We start from the raw sequence: 17,706 nt of genomic DNA on the forward strand, positions 1-17,706 counted from the left end.
CAGCCCGCAAAATCAACCAACTTCCCACCCAACTCAACATGCAAACCATGCAAAGGCGTGCGCCTAATATCCGTCATAAATAAATCCTTTCCCAAGCCAGTTTTCCGAGGTCATCGAATAGCTTGCAACGATGAATTTGCAGGACAGTCTGATATCACCAAGGTTCCTGTGGACGGTCTTGCGAGTCAACAACAATACCGCCCGGCCAGATTCGGGGGTGAGCGAGAATAATTTCCAAACCGCAACGAACGGCTCTGGCCCCGGACCTAGACCTGTCCTAAGACTTGCCACGCAAGAGGGACCGACATGTCACATATCACACTGGTGCGTCACGGGCAGGCCAATACCACCGCGCGCGACGAAAAGAACTATGACAAGCTCAGCGATCTGGGACATCAGCAGGCCCGCTGGCTGGGGGCGCATCTCCAGGACACACGCAGCCATTTTCCCCGGGTCTATTGCGGCACCCTGATCCGCCACGCCGAGACCACCGCCAGCATGGGGCTCACTGATCCGATCCGCGATCCGCGGCTGAACGAGATCGAGTATTTCACCATCGCGCAGCTGTTCGAGGAACAGCACGGAGTGAAAGTGCCCACTGATCGCGAAGGTTTTGTCGAGCATCTGCCCCGCACCTTTGCCGCCTGGGCCGATGGCGCCATCAAAAACACACCGGAAACCTTCGAGGAATTCGAAACCCGGGTGCGCGACGCGCTGACCGATATCGGAACCGAAGGCGGCCCTGCCATCGTTGTGACCTCGGGCGGGTTGATTTCGATGGTTGTCCGGCAGGCGATGGGGCTGGATATCCCGGCCATGGCGCGGGTGGCTCTTGCCATCATGAACACGTCAATGCACCGTTTATACCCGATAGGTACACAGCTCAGCCCGGTTCTGTTCAATGCCGTTCCGCATCTGGAAGCACCAGACCGGCAGTTTGCACAGACCCACCTGTAACCCCAAACCAGAGGCTTTGTGATGCAACTTTACTATGCCCCTCGCACGATTTCGGTCGCCGTTGCGATTGCACTGGAAGAGGCCGGGCTGGACTATGAGGCGATCCAACTGGACTTTGCCAGTGGAGAGCAAACCAAATCCGCCTACAAGCAGATCAACCCAAAAGGCCGGGTTCCGGCGCTGGTGGTTGACGGTGGGATTTTGACCGAAACCGGGGCACTTTTGGAGTTCATCGCAGCAATGGCTCCGAAGGCCGGGCTGGTGCCTGCGGACCCGATCATGGCCGCCCGGATGCGCGAGGTGATGTATTACCTTGCCTCGACCATGCATGTGAACCACGCCCATAAGCTGCGCGGCGCGCGGTGGGCCGACAAGAAATCCAGCTGGAAGGATATGACGGCAAAAGTCGCGCAGACCATGGCAGCGTCCTGCGACTATATCTGTTCGAACGGTCTGCGTGGACCGTTTGTGCTGGGCGAGGCGTTCTCGCTTGCCGATGCCTATTTGTATGTGGTTTGCAGTTGGTTGGAAGGCGACGGCGTCGACATCGCAGCCTACCCCAAGATCGTCGCCTTTCGTGAGGCGGCAGAAGCGCGCGCTTCGCTGAAAGCCGTACGTGCCGCCGGAATGCTCTGATAAAGGGGACAAAATATGACGCATCTATGGGTCCGGGCCGAACAGCGCCCGAACGAAGAACGGGTCGGGCTGACCCCTGAAGGCGCTTTGGCGCTGATCGCTGCTGGCATCCGCGTAACGGTCGAGGAAAGCCATGTTCGCGCCATCCCCATCGACGGTTACAAGGCTGCTGGCTGCGAGATCGCGCCCGAGAACTCCTGGCCAGATGCACCCAAGGACGCGATCATCTTTGGCCTCAAGGAACTGCCCGAGGATGGCACGCCCCTGCCCCACCTCCACATCATGTTCGGCCATGCCTATAAGGGTCAGCATTCCGGCCGGGCGCTGCTAGAACGGTTCAAGGCCGGGGGCGGAACGCTGTATGATCTGGAATATCTTGTCGACGAAAACGGCCGCCGAGTCGCCGCCTTTGGCTATTGGGCCGGCTATGCCGGGGCTGCGGTGACACTCAAGACTTGGGCCGCGCAGCAGCGGGGCGCGGAATGCCCTCCGGTTGGTGTCTATCCCAGCAAGGACGCGTTGAATTCCGAGCTTCTGGCTGAACTAGATGCCATCGAGGCCAATAGACCAAGGGCCATCGTCATCGGTGCTCTTGGCCGCGTGGGCACCGGCGCCAGCGACCTTTGCACGGCGATGGGTGTCAGTGTCACCAAGTGGGACATGGCCGAAACCGCCAGCGGTGGGCCGTTCCCTGAAATCCTGGACCACGACCTGTTCCTGAACTGTATCTTCGCGCGCCCAGGTACGCCGATTTTTGTCCCACATGAGGCACTGGCCGCTGACCGCAAGCTGACCGCCATCGGCGATGTCGCCTGTGACCCCGACAGCGATTATAACCCTGTTCCGGTTTATGACCGAGCAACAACTTGGGAGGCACCTGCCCTGCGCGTGGCGACCAATCCGGTTCTTGATGTAGTTGCAATCGACAATCTGCCGTCGATGCTACCGGTCGAAAGCTCGGAAGATTATGCAGCACAGCTTCTGCCTTCTCTGCTGACCCTGACCGATCTGGACAGCGGCGTCTGGGGCCGGGCCCGCGATACTTTCGACAACCATGTCTAGGAGTAGCCACGCATGGAACACCTGATCGGAGGCGCGGCTGCGGTGCTGGGCACTGTATGTTGGCTTCCTCAAACCCTAAAGACCTGGCGCTCCCGCGAGACCAAGGATCTGTCTATGCCGGCGAACCTGTTGATTCTGGCCACGCTGAGCCTGTGGCTGATTTACGGAGTGATGATTGCGGCATGGCCGCTGATATTGGGTAATGTGATCTCGATCCTGCTTGTCAGCGCGATCGTGATTGCAAAACTGAGGTTTGGCTGAACAGCCGTAAAGGAGTTTTCACATGACGATTCACTGGTGTGGCACCGGCCTGTCGGCCATTCCCGGCTTACGCCGCCTGATCGAAGGCGGGCACAAGGTCACGGTCTGGAACCGGACAATCGAAAAGGCCAAGGCCGAAGTTGGTGACCTGACCAGCGATATCCGCGTTTTTGACATCGACGCCTTGGCGGCGGTGCTGGAACAGGGCGATGTCATCGTTTCGATGTTGCCCGGCGACTGGCACGTGCCCTTGGCCGAGCTTGCAATCGCGAAACAGGCGAATTTCGTCTCATCCTCCTATATCGCCCCCGAGATGCGCGCGTTGGACGAGGCGGCCCGCGAAGCCGGGGTGGCGCTGGTCAACGAGGGCGGGCTGGACCCGGGCATCGATCACCTGATGGCTCATGCACTGATCGACGACTATCGCGCTTCGGACGCGTTCGACCCGCAGAACCACCTGAGTTTCATCTCTTATTGCGGTGGCATCCCCAAGCATCCGAACCCGTTCCGGTACAAGTTCAGCTGGTCACCGCTGGGTGTGCTCAAGGCGTTGCGTTCACCATCGAAATCAATTCGCAATTATGCTCCGCTGGACGTGGCGCGCCCATGGGATGCGATTACCAGCTATATCGCCCCCCTGCCCACACCCGAAAGCTTTGAGGTCTATCCGAACCGCGACTCGATCCCGTTCATGGCGCAGTACCATTTCGAGGATCACTGGCCGGTCAAGGAATTCGTCCGCGGTACGCTGCGTCTGAATGGCTGGGCCGATGCGTGGTCGGGTGTGTTTGCCGAAATCGAAACCCTGTCCGGCCCCGAAGGCGATGCACGCCTGAAGGAGATGTCGGACCAGTTCTGGGCCGACAACGCCTATGACGAGGGCGAGCCGGACCGTGTGGTTCTGTGTGTGGGCCTGAAGGCGGAAAAAGACGGCGTTCCGGTCTGGCACAAAACCTATGTGATGGATGCCTGGGGTGACGACCGCGGCACGGCAATGGCGCGGCTGGTCTCGGTCCCCGTTTCACTGGCTGTCGAAGCCGTCTTGAACCGCGCTATTCCGGCAGGCGTTCATGCGGCCCCCAATGATCCGAAACTGGTGCAGGGCTGGATGGCTGAAATCGACCGGCTGGCGCAGCACCTCGCGATCATTGACCATTCCAACTGAGATGACCGTCACGCCAATCAGGTGGCGTGACGGCAATAAAACTGGTGCCTACATCAGATCATTTTCCACGTCCTCGGCCGATACCCCTAGCGCATCCAGACCATTTTCCAGATGATCTGACATGTGCGGCGTTCCGATCAGGTAATCAGCACAGGGGGTTGAGGCTTCGGCCCTTGCGGTGGCGATGGCTTCGACCAGATCCTCGGCGAAGAAGCTTTCACGCCCGATCCACATGATAGCCACCAGTTCGGCCTGTTCGTCCTCGCTCATGTGATCAATGAACGCGCGCAACTCGCCCTCGGCCCGATTCAGCTCGCGCCCCATCAGCGCAACCTGAGCAACTTTTCTTGCTGAAATTTCCAACATGACCCGACTCCTGTGTTCGCGGCTTTCGAATGAAACAACCACTAGGCAGAGCCCGAGTCTTTGATCTTGAACAAACGCGTTAGCGCAGGCGCACACGCGAAACCGGCTGATCCGGCACCGGTGCGGTTCTGAACGGGCGAAAGGTGGCTTTTTTCACCCAAAGTTTAAGTGCTTGCCAGATGATCAGCGCAAAGGTCCGCCGCGCACCAAATGGGCGGCGCAGCAGCGACCACAGGATCACCCGGTTGGTCAGCGGACGGCGTGTCCCGGTCAGGGTGGCGATCAATCCGCCCTCGGGGCGGGTATACTCGATCCAAACGCCAACACGTTCGGGGCGATAGTCGAAACGGAAGGTATAGCTGCCCTCGATCTTCTGGAAGGGCGAAACATGCAGCAGCTTGTCAGCCACCATCCTGTCTGTCACTTCGATGGGCGCAAAACCGGGCTTGTGGCACAGATAGCTGTGGCGCGTGCCATAGGTGTTGGTCACCTCGGCCACCACCGCATTAAGCACATCCTGTCCATCAAAACAGAACCAGAAGCTGACCGGGTTGAACACATGCCCCAGAACCCGAGGCTGCGTCAGCAACATCAGGCGCGCCGGTTGCGCCACCTGCAACTGATCAAACCGCGCGCGCAGCCAGGCGGCACCGTCGCCCTGGCCCGGCTCACCCCCGTGATCCTGCGACCGCCAGTTGGCAAGATTGGCCCGGTTCACCGAAAATAGCGCCGGAGTGGTCAGATCGCGTTCAGGGTTCAGAAGAATGTAGTCGACCGAATAGCGGAAGGCGTTTTCGATCGCCCCCTTGCGCCCGTGAAAGGTATGGCCCGCAACATGATCAACGGTCTGTGTCATTCGATATGGTCCGACCCGCTTGTAACCGCCCGGAGGGGCGTGGTTTTCTGAAGGTTTCTGTTACTTAGAATACGGCATCCAGCCAGGATTGGATCAAAAATATCGCTTCAGAGTGATCCGGCTTGGGACACCAACCGTATTGTGGTTATGTTTACCGAGATAGACACCGTGACCTTGGACGAGCCGGCGGCTACACCCGCCGTCCTCAAGCCTTGGCGCACAAGAAAACGCATCAAGGGTAGACAGGTGAACGGAACACAAAGCAGTTGCGACACCAGGATTGAGTGGGTGGACCATGTCAGGCGCATTCGGGATGCGCAGGATCAGGCGGCTTTTGCCGAGCTGTTCCAGCATTTTGCGCCGCGGATCAAGGCGTTCCTGATGAAGTCAGGCTCGGACGCGACCATGTCCGAGGAATGTGCGCAAGAGGTGATGGCGACCTTGTGGCACAAGGCCCATCTGTTCGATCCGACCCGGGCAACGGTGGCCACATGGGTGTTCACCATCGCACGGAACAAACGCATCGACGCCCTGCGCAAGCAACGGCGCCCCGAACCGGAAGAACTGGGCTGGGGCCCCGAGTCCGAACCTGATCAGGACGACGTGATCGTCTTGCAACAAGAAACCGCGCAGCTGCGCACTGCCTTGAAGGCGTTGCCTGACGCGCAAAGAGACTTGATCGAAAAGGCCTATTTCGGAGACCTGAGTCACCGGGAAATTGCGTCTCAGACTGGATTGCCTCTGGGAACGATCAAATCAAGAATTAGGCTGGCGCTGGATCGCCTGCGCCACGCAATGAACTGAGACAGAGACGATGAGCAAACAGATTAAGCATCACCTGACGGAAGATCTGCTGATGGCATATGCCGCCGGCAGCCTGCCCGAAGCGTTCGATCTGATGGTCGCGACCCATCTGTCGCTGTGTGACCATTGCCGCGCGCAGGCTGAAAGCTTTGATGCGGTTGGCGGACAGATACTGGACGCGCTGCCCTATCCTGCCCAAATGAACGACAGCGCGCTGGCTGCGACGATGGCGCTGATCGCCCAAGGCGTACCGACCCCCAAGCCCGTGAACAAGGGCTGCGCCGTGCTACCTGCCCCCCTGCAGGACTACGTCGGCGGCACTGTCAATGACATCCGATGGCGGCCCATCGGAATGGGCGTCAGACAAGCTATCTTGCCGACGAGCGGCGACGCTTCGGCACGTCTGCTGTTCATTCCAGCCGGAACCGCAGTTCCGGATCACAGCCATAACGGTATGGAATTGACCATGGTTCTGCAGGGTGCTTTCTCGGATGAGGTTGATCACTTTGCACGCGGCGATGTTGAGATTGCCGATGAAGATCTGCATCACACCCCGACCGCAGACATTACCGCAGATTGCATCTGTCTGGCCGTTACCGACGCGCCGCTAAAATTCACCAAGCTCATGCCCCGCTTGTTCCAGCCCTTCCTGCGTATCTGATCTCTGGGACTGACGCGATGCGCTGGCCAAATCCGGCCAATGTCGCATCGAACGGCTTATCAGATTTCGTGCCGCGCCAGCGGTACAACGCCCGGCGTGTCGTCAGGTGCGATCTCTTCGAAATCGAAATTGTCCAGTCGCTGCGCCCGGCGCCCGGCCTTTTCAGCGCTGATCTTGATTTCCGAGATATCCTTGGCCGCCTGCCCGAAATGACGGTCCAAATTGGAAACCCGATCGCCCAGGCGATCTACATCCTTGTGCAGCAGACCCAGCTCTTTGCGGATAGCACCCGCCTGTTCCCGCATCCTTGCGTCCTTCAGGATCGCGCGCATCGTGTTCAGCGTTGCCATGCAGGTGGTGGGCGAGACGATCCAAACGCGTTTGGTAAAGCTCTCCTGCACCAATTCGGGAAACTTGGCGTGCAACTCGGCATAAACCGCTTCGGAAGGTAGGAACATCAACGCGCCATCGGCGGTTTCCCCGTCCAGAATGTACTTCTCGGAGATGTCGTTGATATGCTTGCGCACAGTTGTTCGGAACATCTGCACCGCCGCTTTCAGCTCCGTATCATTGGTCGACCCGATCAGCGCCTCATACGCTTCCAACGGGAATTTGCTGTCGATCACAATGGGGCCTGGTGGGTTGGGCAGGTGGATCAGGCAATCCGCCCTACGCCCGTTCGACAAGGTCGCCTGCAGCTTGAAACTGTCCGAGGGCAATGCCTTGGAGACGATATCGTTCAACTGAATCTCTCCGAACGCACCGCGCGTCTGTTTGTTCGACAGAATATCCTGAAGCGACAGCACATCGCCCGACAGTTTGGTGATGTTATCCTGCGCCTTGTCGATGGCCGCCAAACGCTCCTGCAACTGGGTCAGTGACGTCGCCGTCTGTTTCGACGAGCCGTGAAGCGATTCCTTCATCCGCTCCTGCATCTCGGCCAGCGCACGTGCGGATTTCATCGCATTATCTGCCAGCCGATCGTTCATCTGCTGCTGCACCGAAGACAGGCGCGATTCAACCGTCTGGATCACCTGCACCTGCGCATTGGCCTGCGTGTCCGAGACATGCTGCAGCCCGCCGCGCAGCTGCTCTTGCCCCTGCCCCAACTGCTGCACATGCTGGCCCAGATGGGCCATTTGCCGTGACAGAGGCTCGGCCATCCTGGCTGACCGGTTGGCCGCTCGCAAAGACAGGAACAGCAGCAACAGGATCAATGCCACCACCCCGCCAACGATCAGAATCACGGGGTCGTTCAATGCAAATTGGGTTCCTGCAATCTCGATCATGTTGCCTCGGGTGTTCTTGTTTTATTCTTCATAGCCCGCGCACCCCGCGGGATCAACTGCGTCCGAACAATCGTTCGATATCGGCCAGTTTCAGTTCCACATAAGTTGGCCGCCCATGGTTGCACTGGCCGGAATGGGGTGTCGCCTCCATCTCGCGCAGCAGGGCGTTCATCTCTTCGGCCCGCATTCGGCGGCCCGAGCGGATCGAACCATGACAGGCGACACGGCTGAGGATCGCCTCAATCTGCGCCTGCACCATCTGGCTTTCCCCCTGATCGGACAGCTCATCCAGAATATCCAGAATCATTGCGCGGGCGTTGACCTCACCCAGAATGGCCGGGGTTTCACGCACGGCAACCGCACCTCCGCCGAAGGGCTCGAGCGTCAGGCCAAAGCGCGAAAGGTCATCTGCCACCGCCATAAGTCGCGCGCAGTCGCCTTCAGACAACTCCACGATCTCGGGGATCAGCAGCGCCTGCGCAGCCACGCCGTTCGCCGCCATCTGGGCTTTCAGCTTTTCATAGACCAACCGCTCATGCGCGGCGTGCTGATCGACGATCACCATGCCATCAGCGGTCTGGGCGATGATGTAGTTTTCATGCACCTGCCCGCGCGCGGCCCCCAAAGGCAGGTCTTCGGTCGGCGCCTCGGAAGCGGGTTCCGCGATCGGCTCAACCACGCTGCCGCTGTAATCGCGGGTCAGTTCAGCAAAGCCCGGTGCCTGCGCCTGATAGGCCATCTGGCGCGCGGCGGGTGAAGGGCGATCCATCTGGTAGACCCGCGCCGGAATGGGTTGCGGTGATTCAGGCCGCATCGCGCCGAGGGTCGCGTTCGCTACGGTTGAAGACGCCCGATGCCCGGCCTCTGCCAGCGCGTGCCGCAGAGCCGAGACAATCAGCCCGCGCGCCACGCCAGGGTCGCGGAACCGCACTTCGGATTTGGCAGGGTGCACGTTCACATCCACCAGCGTCGGATCACAGTCGATGAACAGAGCCGCCGCCGGATGCCGATCACGGCTGAGAAAGTCGAAATAGGCCGCCCGCAATGCACCGGTCAGCATCTTGTCACGCACAGGCCGTCCATTGACGAACAGGTACTGCGCCACCGCTGCACCCCGAGAATAGGTCGGCAGAGCGGCATAGCCATACAGCCGGATACCCTCACGCGTGGCGTCAATTTGCAACGCGTTCTCGGCAAACTCGCGCCCGATCACGCGGGCCAGTCGGGCATGCAACGCGTCAAACAGATCACCATTCTCACGGTCAGCCCGGAAGGTCACGCGCCCCTCGCCGCCGCCCGAGACATCGCGCAGGGTAAAGGTGACCGAGGGCTCGGCCATGGCCAGACGTTTGACCGTATCGGCGATGGCCTGCGTCTCGGCGCGGTCGGTACGCATGAATTTCAAACGCGCAGGCGTGGCAAAGAACAGATCGCGCAACTCGACCACGGTACCCGCGCGCAGAGCCGCGGGTTTCACCGCGGACATTGTGCCACCAGCGACCTGAATCTGCGCCGCATCCGCCCCCGGAACACGACTGGTTATGGTCAAACGCCCGACCGCGCCCAGCGACGGCAACGCCTCACCGCGAAAGCCGAAAGTATGAATGTTCAGCAGATCCGACCCGTCGATTTTCGAGGTTGCGTGGCGGGACAAAGCCAACGGCAAGTCCGCCGCCGCAATACCACAGCCGTCATCGGTGACGCGAATCAGCGTCTTGCCCCCATCGGCGATCTCTATCGCAACCCGCGTGGCACCTGCATCAATGGCGTTCTCGATCAATTCCTTGACCGCAGAGGCCGGTCGCTCGACCACTTCGCCGGCTGCGATCCGGTTGATTGCAGCATCGTCCAACTGCCGAATTACCGGTCGAAACTCGTTGATATTGGGGTTTGCCTGCTCCATACCCCTAGACCTAGCACATGCGCACACGATTCTGCCACTGCTATGGTATTCAGATTTTGTGCAAGAGGGGGGCGTTCGGACAATCGCGCCGTGTCGGCCCGCAAGGCGACGACCTTGATCACGATTGCCCGAACAAGCCGGGGTGAGTGGTGGTCAGTTGCTTAACAATACAACAACCTTAGCACGATCTGCAGATTAAGGCTCATTAACTCTGGTCGTGCTGTTCGCGTTGGCAAAGTTCAGCCGAAATACGGCATCAGCCAACAGCAGGAATATGCCGGATCAAACAGTGCCTGGAGCACCCGCGCGGGTCCGGCAGGGGCCGAAAACAGCCGCAAGCGCCAGAATCACACCAGATACCGTTGCGATCATTCCGGCGGCACTCACGGCATCGCGGGCACCCAGCCATAATGGGCCATAACCCGCCAGAACATAGCCCATCACCGCCGAAACCAAGGCAAATACAACGCTCCATGCGATTTGAGATTCCAATCGGTTGGTCATCAACCGCGCCGCAGCGGGGGGGCAGATGAACATGGCAATCACGATGATCGAGCCAACCGCGTCGAAGGATGCGACGGCAGCTATCGCCGCTGTGATCACCAGCGCAAACCCCAAAGGACCGGTCCGAATACCAACCGTGCTGGCAAAACCTTCGTCAAAGGTCGAAATCTTCAATGGTCGCCAGAATATCCAGGTAAACAGGGAAACCCCCGCAAGCGTCAGCGCGATACGCGGCAATTCCGGGGGCAACCCCGCAAGCGCGGCCGGGTTCCACAGCGAGACCCATCCCGTTGCGTCCAGCCAGATCAGACTTTCGAGATTGCCATACAGCGCGTGTTCCACATCCAGATGCACGGTCGAGGTGTCCGTCTGCTCCAACAAAAGAACACCCGCCGCAAATAGGGTAGTAAAGACCACGCCCATTGCCGCACCGGGTTCGATCTGACCCAGCCTGCGGATCGCTTCGATCATCACAACGGCAACCACGGCAGCACCCGCCGCGCCCAGCATCATCGGCCAGGTCGAGATCGCGCCGGTCAGCAGAAAGGCCACCACGATGCCCGGCAACACTACATGGCTGATGGCATCCCCGATCAGCGCCTGTTTGCGCAGAACCAGAAAGTTCCCCGGAAGGGCGCAGGCGATGGCCGCAAATGTCCCGATCAGCAGCGGTGTCAGTGACAGGGGAACGAATTCTTCGCCGCTCATGTTGCTACCCCCTGCGGGCCACCGATCTGCCGGTCGATTTCGGTAATCTGGTCGCGTGTCAGCACTGTTTCGATATCGCGCAGCCCATCATACAACGCCGCTGTTGCTTCGTGGGCCTGGTCCGTGCGAACGACCTCCCACCGCTTTTCGTCGCGCAGGGCTTTGGCGGCGCGGGCCTTGCCAGCCTCGGTTGCCACGCCGTCGGGGCGGGCCAACCCGGCCCGGCGTAACAAACGCAGGGTCAGCGGCTCATAGATTTTCTGCCCTTGTGCCAACGCGAGCAAGCCCTGCCGGATATGAACCCGACGCTGGAATTGCAGGTGCCGCAACACCGCCGCCAGAACACCGCGAACCGGCGCCAACAGCAACGACAGGACAAACACGGCAAAACTGACAAGAACGATAAGCGGACCCGTCGGCAGATTGGGAGCCGCCGCCGACAGCGCCGCACCGATATAACCCGAGACGCCCCCGATCAGACCCGCCAGCAACACTACTCTTTCGGACCGCTCAGTCCAAAACCGGGCTGTCACCGGCGGAATGATCAAAAGCGCAACGATCAGGATCAACCCGACAACTTTCAGGCCAACCACTGTGACGGCCATAACCAGACCCATCATTGCAAGGTCGATGCGATGCACCGGCAGGCCCCTGGCTGCGGCAAATTCAGGATCAAAGGCAACGATCGTCATTGGACGGCGGATAATCATGACAAGCGCCAGCGTTGCCGCGCCTCCGATCGCAATGATCATCGCATCTGTCCAAAGCATTCCTGCGGTCGAGCCCAGCAGAAACCCTTCGAGCCCCGCCTGTCGGCCCACACCCATGGTCTGGATCACCGTCAGCAGCACAATGCCGAAACCAAAGAATACAGATAGGACCGCTCCGATCGCGGCATCCTCGGCCAGCCGCGTGTGCCGCGTCAGCCAGTTCATACACAAAAGGCCGATCCAAGCGGATATTGCCGACCCGACGAGCAGGCCGATCAGGTTTCTGCCGTCCCCACCGAGGGCCACAAGCACCATAAAGGCCAGACACACACCCGGCAATGTCGCATGGCTGATCGCATCGCTGACCAGTGCACGTTTGCGCAAGAACAGAAATGTGCCGGTCACCCCGGCGGAAATGCCCAGCAGGCTTGCGCCGATTGCGACAAGCGTGGCGTTATAGCCAAGCTGAAGGGTCAGAGCATCCCAATGCATGACTCACCCCAGCGCGCGTGAGATCTGGTCGATCTGCGCCGTAGCCAGACGGCCGCCATAGGCAGATTGCAATGTCTTGGCCGTAAAAGCCTCGGCCACGGGCCCCTCGGCGACTTTGCGCGTGTTGATCAGGAAAACATGGTCGAAATAGTCGGTGACGGTCGCCAGGTCATGATGCACCGCAACCACGGTCTTGCCCGCCTCTTTCAGCGATTTCAGGACCGAAATGATGGCCTTTTCCGTTGCCGCATCAACCCCGGCAAAAGGTTCGTCCAGCAGATACAGATCGGCGGCCTGGGCCAAGGCGCGCGCCAAAAAAACCCTCTGCTGCTGGCCGCCTGACAACTGGCCGATCTGCCGGTCGGCAAAGTCACGCATCCCTACACGGTGCAGACAATCCATCGCCCGCGCCTTATGCCGGGCGCGCACCCGTCCCAACAGCCCCAGTTCGCGCGACAAGCCCATCAGAACCACGTCAATCACGCGCGTCGGGAAATCCCAGTCCACGCTGGCCCGTTGCGGTACATATGCGATCCGGGACCGCTGCCGGTCCAGCCGATCACCATACACTGTCACCTGCCCGGACAGGGGTGACACAATCCCCAACGCAGCCTTCAATAGTGTCGATTTGCCTGCACCGTTCGGCCCGATGATCGCCGTCATTGCACCCGGCTGCACGGTCATATCAACCGAGAAAACCGCCGGCTTCTGCCCGTACGAGACGGTCAGGCCACGAATGGCCAGCGGGCTTTTTCCAATGTCGTTTTCCGGAAGGGGGATGCCCTGATGTGCCGCCAGTTCCAGCATCTCTTAAAACCCCGCCGACAGATTGCCGCTCATGCCAGTTTTGGGAATATCAGCCCCCAGAGCGCCTGCGATTACTGTGATATTGTGATCCAGCATCCCGATGTAGGTACCCTCATAGGTGCCGGGCTCGCCCATCGCGTCCGAATAAAGCTGTCCACCGACTTCGACCTGATGTCCCCTGGCCGCTGCGCCCTCGATCAGCGCACGCATCGACCGATCCGAGACCGAGCTTTCCACGAAAACTGCCGTCAGTTGCCGGTCAACCAGCGTATCGACCAATTCGCTAATCCGGTTCAGTCCCGCCTCGGATTGGGTTGAAATACCCTGAATTCCAAGCACATCGTACCCGTATTCAGCACCGAAATACCCAAAGGCATCATGTGCCGTCACCAGAACACGGTTGTTTTCCGGGACCGCTGCAAGCACTTGCTTGCCATAAGTCTCCAGTTCCGCGATCTGCGCAAGAAAGGCCTCTGCGTTTTCCGCAAAGGTGTCCGCGGCCTCGGGGCGCGCTTGTGTCAGGGCTTTTTGCACCTCGACCACGACATCGCGCCACAGGGCCGGGCTCATCCAAAGATGGGGATCGTATTTGTCAGCATAATTGTCATGCGCGTGCAGCTTTGACTTATCAACGCCTTCGGCTACCGCAACGACCATGCGTTTACGCCCTAGGTCATGGAAGAACTCTTCCATCTGCGCCTCAAGATACAGACCATGCCACAGGATCAGATCGGACCTGGTCATAGCGACGATATCACTGCGGGTCTGACGATAGGCATGCGGGTCGACGCCGGGGCCCATAAGGCCCTTCACCTCGACCTGATCACCTCCGACCTGACGGGCGGCATCGGCAATCATACCGGTCGTGGCCACCACTTTCAGCGGCGCATCGGCCCAGGCCGAGAATGGGAATACAGCGGCGAATGCCAGCGCTGCAAGGAAACTACGACGAATCATATCAGACCCCGGAAATGGTATCTTGCTAAGATGAATATGAGAACCGCTCGCAACTAAGTCAATGCTATTGAGAATTATTCGCAAGAAAACGCCTATTTTGTCCATTTGGTCAAAAAATTTACCCTTCCAATGCCGGATGGCCTTCCATTTGCATCTTACCCGTGCGAATTTGATACAAACCTCCCAAAGGATGTGAAAATGGAAACGCAGAGCTCAGAAAGCCCCGTGCGCACCGCGCATCTGCCGCAAGTGACCGAGCCCCGGAACCCTGGAATGGAGCTTGATCTGGATTGGGTGCGGGCCGTACAGGTCAACACCTCGGCCGTTGAGCGCCGCGCAGCCACCCTGCCGGGTCGGCGCTCGGTGAAAAAGGACTACCAGGCGGCGTGGCTGCTCAAGGCGATCACCCTGATCGACCTGACCACCCTATCGGGAGACGATACCGTCGGCCGTGTCCGGCGCCTGTGCGCCAAAGCGCGGCAACCCGTGGCTTCTGCAACACTTCAGGCGTTGGACATGCCACCGATCACCACCGGCGCGGTCTGTGTCTATCACGACATGATCGAAACCGCTGTGGATGCGCTGAAGGGCACCGGGATTCCGGTGGCCGCCGTATCGACCGGATTCCCTGCAGGCTTGTCCCCGTTCCACCTGCGCGTGGCCGAGATCGAAGAAAGCGTCAAAGCCGGAGCCGAGGAAATCGACATCGTAATCTCTCGGCGTCATGTGCTGTCGGGCGACTGGCAGGCCTTGTATGACGAGATGAAAGCCTTCCGCGTGGCTTGTGGCGACGCGCATGTCAAAGCCATCCTTGCAACCGGCGAACTGGGCAGCCTACGCAACGTGGCGCGCGCCTCGCTGGTCTGCATGATGGCGGGGGCGGATTTCATCAAGACTTCGACCGGTAAGGAAAGCGTCAACGCCACGCTGCCCGTGTCGCTGGTGATGATCCGGGCGATCCGCGATTACTATGACCGCACCGGGTATCGTGTCGGATATAAACCCGCAGGCGGGATTTCCAAAGCCAAGGACGCACTAGTTTACCTGTCGCTGATCAAGGATGAGTTGGGCGACCGTTGGCTGGAGCCGGACCTGTTTCGCTTTGGCGCGTCGTCGCTGTTGGGCGATATCGAACGACAGCTAGAACATTTCGTAACGGGTGCTTATTCCGCCGGTTACAGGCACTCGATGGGCTGAGGACGAAAACAATGACAGTCAAAGAGATTTTCGAGACCATGGATTACGGCCCTGCCCCCGAAAGCTCAGCCGAAGCGCTGGCCTGGCTGGTCGATCAGGGTGACAAATTTGGTCACTATATCGACGGGGCCTTCACCAAACCGGGCAAGGGGTTCGACAGCCGCAACCCGGCGACCGGAGAGGTTTTGGCCAAGCTGACCCAGGCCAAGCAAGCCGATGTCGACGCCGCCGTATCCGCCGCCCGCAAGGCGCAGCCAAAATGGGAGAAGATGGGCGGTGCGGGTCGTGCGCGCTACCTCTATGCCGTCGCGCGCCTGCTGCAGAAGCACTCGCGTCTGTTTGCAGTGCTGGAAAGCTTGGATAACGGCAAGCCGATCCGTGAATCGCGCGACATCGACATCCCTCTGGTACAGCGCCATTTTTACTACCACGCCGGCATGGCGCAGTTGATGGAAAGCGAACTACCCAACGCCGAAGCGCTGGGAGTGTGTGGACAAATCGTTCCTTGGAACTTCCCGCTGCTGATGCTGGCTTGGAAGATTGCTCCGGCGCTGGCCATGGGTAACACGGTCGTTCTGAAACCTGCCGAATATACCTCTCTGACCGCGCTGCTGTTTGCCGATATCTGCTCACAGGCCGGGCTGCCCAAGGGTGTGGTCAACATCGTCACGGGCGATGGCGCGGTGGGTGAGATGATCGTGGCCTCGGAGGTGGACAAGATCGCCTTTACCGGCTCAACCGCAGTGGGTCGGCGCATCCGTGAGGCGACCGCCGGTTCGGGTAAGGCGCTGACTTTGGAGCTGGGCGGCAAGTCCGCCTATATCGTCTTTGACGACGCCGATATCGATTCCGCCATCGAAGGGCTGGTCGACGCGATCTGGTTCAATCAGGGTCAGGTTTGTTGCGCGGGTTCGCGTCTGCTGGTTCAGGAAGGCATCGCCGATCGGTTCCACGAGAAACTGCGCGCCCGAATGGACACTCTGCGCATCGGTGATCCGTTGGACAAATGCATCGACGTGGGTGCTGTGGTCGACCCGGTCCAGTTGCAGACCATCAAGAGCATGGTCGACAACAACACCGCGGGTCACGTTTATCAGGCGGCTGGCGCGCTGCCCGAAAATGGCTGTTTCTACCCGCCAACGCTGATCTCGGGCCTCGAAACCTCCGATCAGCTGATGCAGGAGGAAATTTTCGGTCCGGTGCTGGTGTCCTCGACCTTCCGTACACCGGAAGAGGCGGTTGAGCTGGCCAACAACACCCGTTACGGGCTGGCGGCGACGGTATGGACCGAGAACGTGAACCTTGCACTGGATATCGCACCGAAGCTGGTCGCGGGCGTTGTCTGGGTGAATGCTACCAATCTGTTCGATGCCGCAGCCGGGTTCGGCGGTGTGCGCGAAAGCGGCTTTGGCCGCGAAGGTGGCTGGGAAGGTCTGACCGCCTACACCAAGCCCAAAGGCAAAGGCAAACCATTGGCCAAGGCCGAGGCCGCGATGGGCGAAGGTGCCCCGGTCGATCCGATTGACCGTACTGCCAAAATGTATGTCGGCGGCAAACAGGCCCGTCCTGACAGCGGATATTCGAAACCCGTCTGGGGCAAGCCTGGCCTGCTGGGCCATGTGGGTCTGGCCAACCGCAAAGACGTCCGCAACGCGGTCGAGGCCGCAGCGGGGGCCAAGGGTTGGTCAAAGACCACCGGCCATCTACGGGCACAGATCTTGTATTACATCGGCGAAAACCTCTCGGCCCGCGCGGGTGAATTCGCTGCGCGCCTTGATGCCATGACCGGCAGGAAAGACGGCGCGAAAGAGGTCGAAGCCTCGATTCAGCGCCTGTTCACCGCCGCTGCCTGGGCCGACAAGTATGACGGCCAGGTGCACGGCGTTCCGATCCGGGGCGTGGCCATTGCCATGAAAGAACCTGTCGGCGTGATCGGCGCGCTCTGTGCTGACGAGGCGCCGCTGCTGGGTCTGGTCTCGGCCATGGCGCCTGCGATTGCGATGGGCAACCGGGTGGTTCTTGCGGCAAGCGAGCCTTACCCGCTGGCGGCGACGGATTTCTACCAAATCCTCGAAACCTCGGACGTGCCCGCTGGCGTGGTCAACATCCTGACTGGCAGCCACACGGAACTGGCGAAGCCGCTGGCTTCGCATCTGAATGTGGATGCAGTTTGGTCATTCTCGTCTACCGATCTGTCGGCCGAGATCGAGCGGGCTTCGGCCGGGAACCTGAAACGGAGTTGGGTGAATAACGCCATGGCAACCGAATGGCACGAGGATCAGACTCGCCGTTTCTTGCAGGCTGCGACCGAGGTTAAAAACATCTGGGTGCCCTACGGCGAGTAGGGACCCAGCCCTGGAGAACCCAGGGG

17 protein-coding genes are annotated in these 17,706 nt (G+C 59.9%); 9 read left to right on the top strand and 8 right to left on the bottom strand.

The genetic code is table 11. The features are described 5' to 3' along the window. The first annotated feature begins 306 nt into the window (after window positions 1-306). Genes AC2FJV_RS17835 through AC2FJV_RS17855 form a run of 5 tightly spaced genes read left to right on the top strand, consistent with a single transcriptional unit; the run spans window position 307 to window position 4,081 of the window. Window positions 307-957, top strand: coding sequence for a histidine phosphatase family protein (locus AC2FJV_RS17835; protein WP_142640087.1), 651 nt, complete (start codon window positions 307-309; stop codon window positions 955-957). 21 nt (window positions 958-978) lie between these two features. Next, window positions 979-1,593, top strand: coding sequence for a glutathione S-transferase family protein (locus AC2FJV_RS17840; RefSeq protein WP_142640085.1), 615 nt, complete (start codon window positions 979-981; stop codon window positions 1,591-1,593). A 15-nt stretch (window positions 1,594-1,608) separates the two neighbouring features. Further along, a complete protein-coding gene (locus AC2FJV_RS17845) occupies window positions 1,609-2,655 on the top strand; it encodes a saccharopine dehydrogenase (protein WP_496690447.1) in 1,047 nt (348 codons plus the stop codon). A gap of 12 nt (window positions 2,656-2,667) precedes the next feature. Then, entirely contained in the window at window positions 2,668-2,916 is a 249-nt protein-coding gene (locus AC2FJV_RS17850; RefSeq protein ID WP_142640081.1) for a SemiSWEET family sugar transporter, read from the top strand. Window positions 2,917-2,938: 22 nt separating this feature from the next. Beyond that, window positions 2,939-4,081 carry a saccharopine dehydrogenase family protein gene (locus AC2FJV_RS17855; protein ID WP_496690446.1) on the top strand — a complete coding sequence of 381 codons (1,143 nt, stop codon included), beginning with the start codon at window positions 2,939-2,941 and terminating at the stop codon, window positions 4,079-4,081. Window positions 4,082-4,129: 48 nt separating this feature from the next. On the opposite strand, the gene AC2FJV_RS17860 is transcribed toward AC2FJV_RS17855, so the two are convergent. Continuing rightward, a complete protein-coding gene (locus AC2FJV_RS17860; RefSeq protein WP_142640076.1) occupies window positions 4,130-4,447 on the bottom strand; it encodes a DUF3775 domain-containing protein in 318 nt (105 codons plus the stop codon). A gap of 79 nt (window positions 4,448-4,526) precedes the next feature. Beyond that, entirely contained in the window at window positions 4,527-5,303 is a 777-nt protein-coding gene (locus AC2FJV_RS17865; RefSeq protein ID WP_142640074.1) for a DUF1365 domain-containing protein, read from the bottom strand. 147 nt (window positions 5,304-5,450) lie between these two features. On the opposite strand from AC2FJV_RS17865, the gene AC2FJV_RS17870 reads away from it, so the two are divergent. Together AC2FJV_RS17870 and AC2FJV_RS17875 are read left to right on the top strand one after the other, a co-directional pair. Then, window positions 5,451-6,107, top strand: a complete 657-nt coding sequence (locus tag AC2FJV_RS17870; protein WP_142640072.1) for a sigma-70 family RNA polymerase sigma factor — start codon at window positions 5,451-5,453, stop codon at window positions 6,105-6,107. Window positions 6,108-6,117: 10 nt separating this feature from the next. Continuing rightward, window positions 6,118-6,768, top strand: a complete 651-nt coding sequence (locus tag AC2FJV_RS17875) for a ChrR family anti-sigma-E factor (protein WP_281973765.1) — start codon at window positions 6,118-6,120, stop codon at window positions 6,766-6,768. A gap of 59 nt (window positions 6,769-6,827) precedes the next feature. On the opposite strand, the gene AC2FJV_RS17880 is transcribed toward AC2FJV_RS17875, so the two are convergent. The 6 genes from AC2FJV_RS17880 to AC2FJV_RS17905 form a co-directional block, all read right to left on the bottom strand. Beyond that, window positions 6,828-8,057: a DNA recombination protein RmuC gene (locus tag AC2FJV_RS17880; protein WP_496690444.1), complete on the bottom strand. Its 1,230-nt coding sequence runs from the start codon at window positions 8,055-8,057 to the stop codon at window positions 6,828-6,830. Between the two features lie 52 nt (window positions 8,058-8,109). After that, complete coding sequence (gene mutL / locus AC2FJV_RS17885) at window positions 8,110-9,960, bottom strand: DNA mismatch repair endonuclease MutL (RefSeq protein ID WP_496714209.1); 1,851 nt, start codon at window positions 9,958-9,960, stop codon at window positions 8,110-8,112. Window positions 9,961-10,242: 282 nt separating this feature from the next. Then, complete coding sequence (locus tag AC2FJV_RS17890; protein ID WP_496714211.1) at window positions 10,243-11,172, bottom strand: metal ABC transporter permease; 930 nt, start codon at window positions 11,170-11,172, stop codon at window positions 10,243-10,245. Next, window positions 11,169-12,374, bottom strand: a complete 1,206-nt coding sequence (locus tag AC2FJV_RS17895; RefSeq protein WP_142640062.1) for a metal ABC transporter permease — start codon at window positions 12,372-12,374, stop codon at window positions 11,169-11,171. The genes AC2FJV_RS17890 and AC2FJV_RS17895 overlap by 4 nt, the downstream gene beginning before the upstream one ends. A gap of 3 nt (window positions 12,375-12,377) precedes the next feature. Next, entirely contained in the window at window positions 12,378-13,181 is an 804-nt protein-coding gene (locus tag AC2FJV_RS17900; protein ID WP_281996044.1) for a metal ABC transporter ATP-binding protein, read from the bottom strand. Window positions 13,182-13,184: 3 nt separating this feature from the next. Beyond that, window positions 13,185-14,138, bottom strand: a complete 954-nt coding sequence (locus AC2FJV_RS17905) for a metal ABC transporter solute-binding protein, Zn/Mn family (protein WP_142640058.1) — start codon at window positions 14,136-14,138, stop codon at window positions 13,185-13,187. A gap of 198 nt (window positions 14,139-14,336) precedes the next feature. On the opposite strand from AC2FJV_RS17905, the gene deoC reads away from it, so the two are divergent. Further along, window positions 14,337-15,335: a deoxyribose-phosphate aldolase gene (gene deoC, locus AC2FJV_RS17910; protein WP_281973768.1), complete on the top strand. Its 999-nt coding sequence runs from the start codon at window positions 14,337-14,339 to the stop codon at window positions 15,333-15,335. Window positions 15,336-15,346: 11 nt separating this feature from the next. After that, window positions 15,347-17,680 carry an aldehyde dehydrogenase family protein gene (locus tag AC2FJV_RS17915; RefSeq protein WP_496714213.1) on the top strand — a complete coding sequence of 778 codons (2,334 nt, stop codon included), beginning with the start codon at window positions 15,347-15,349 and terminating at the stop codon, window positions 17,678-17,680. The last annotated feature ends 26 nt before the right edge of the window (window positions 17,681-17,706 follow it).

This window comes from Ruegeria sp. CDSA241, assembly GCF_059611265.1.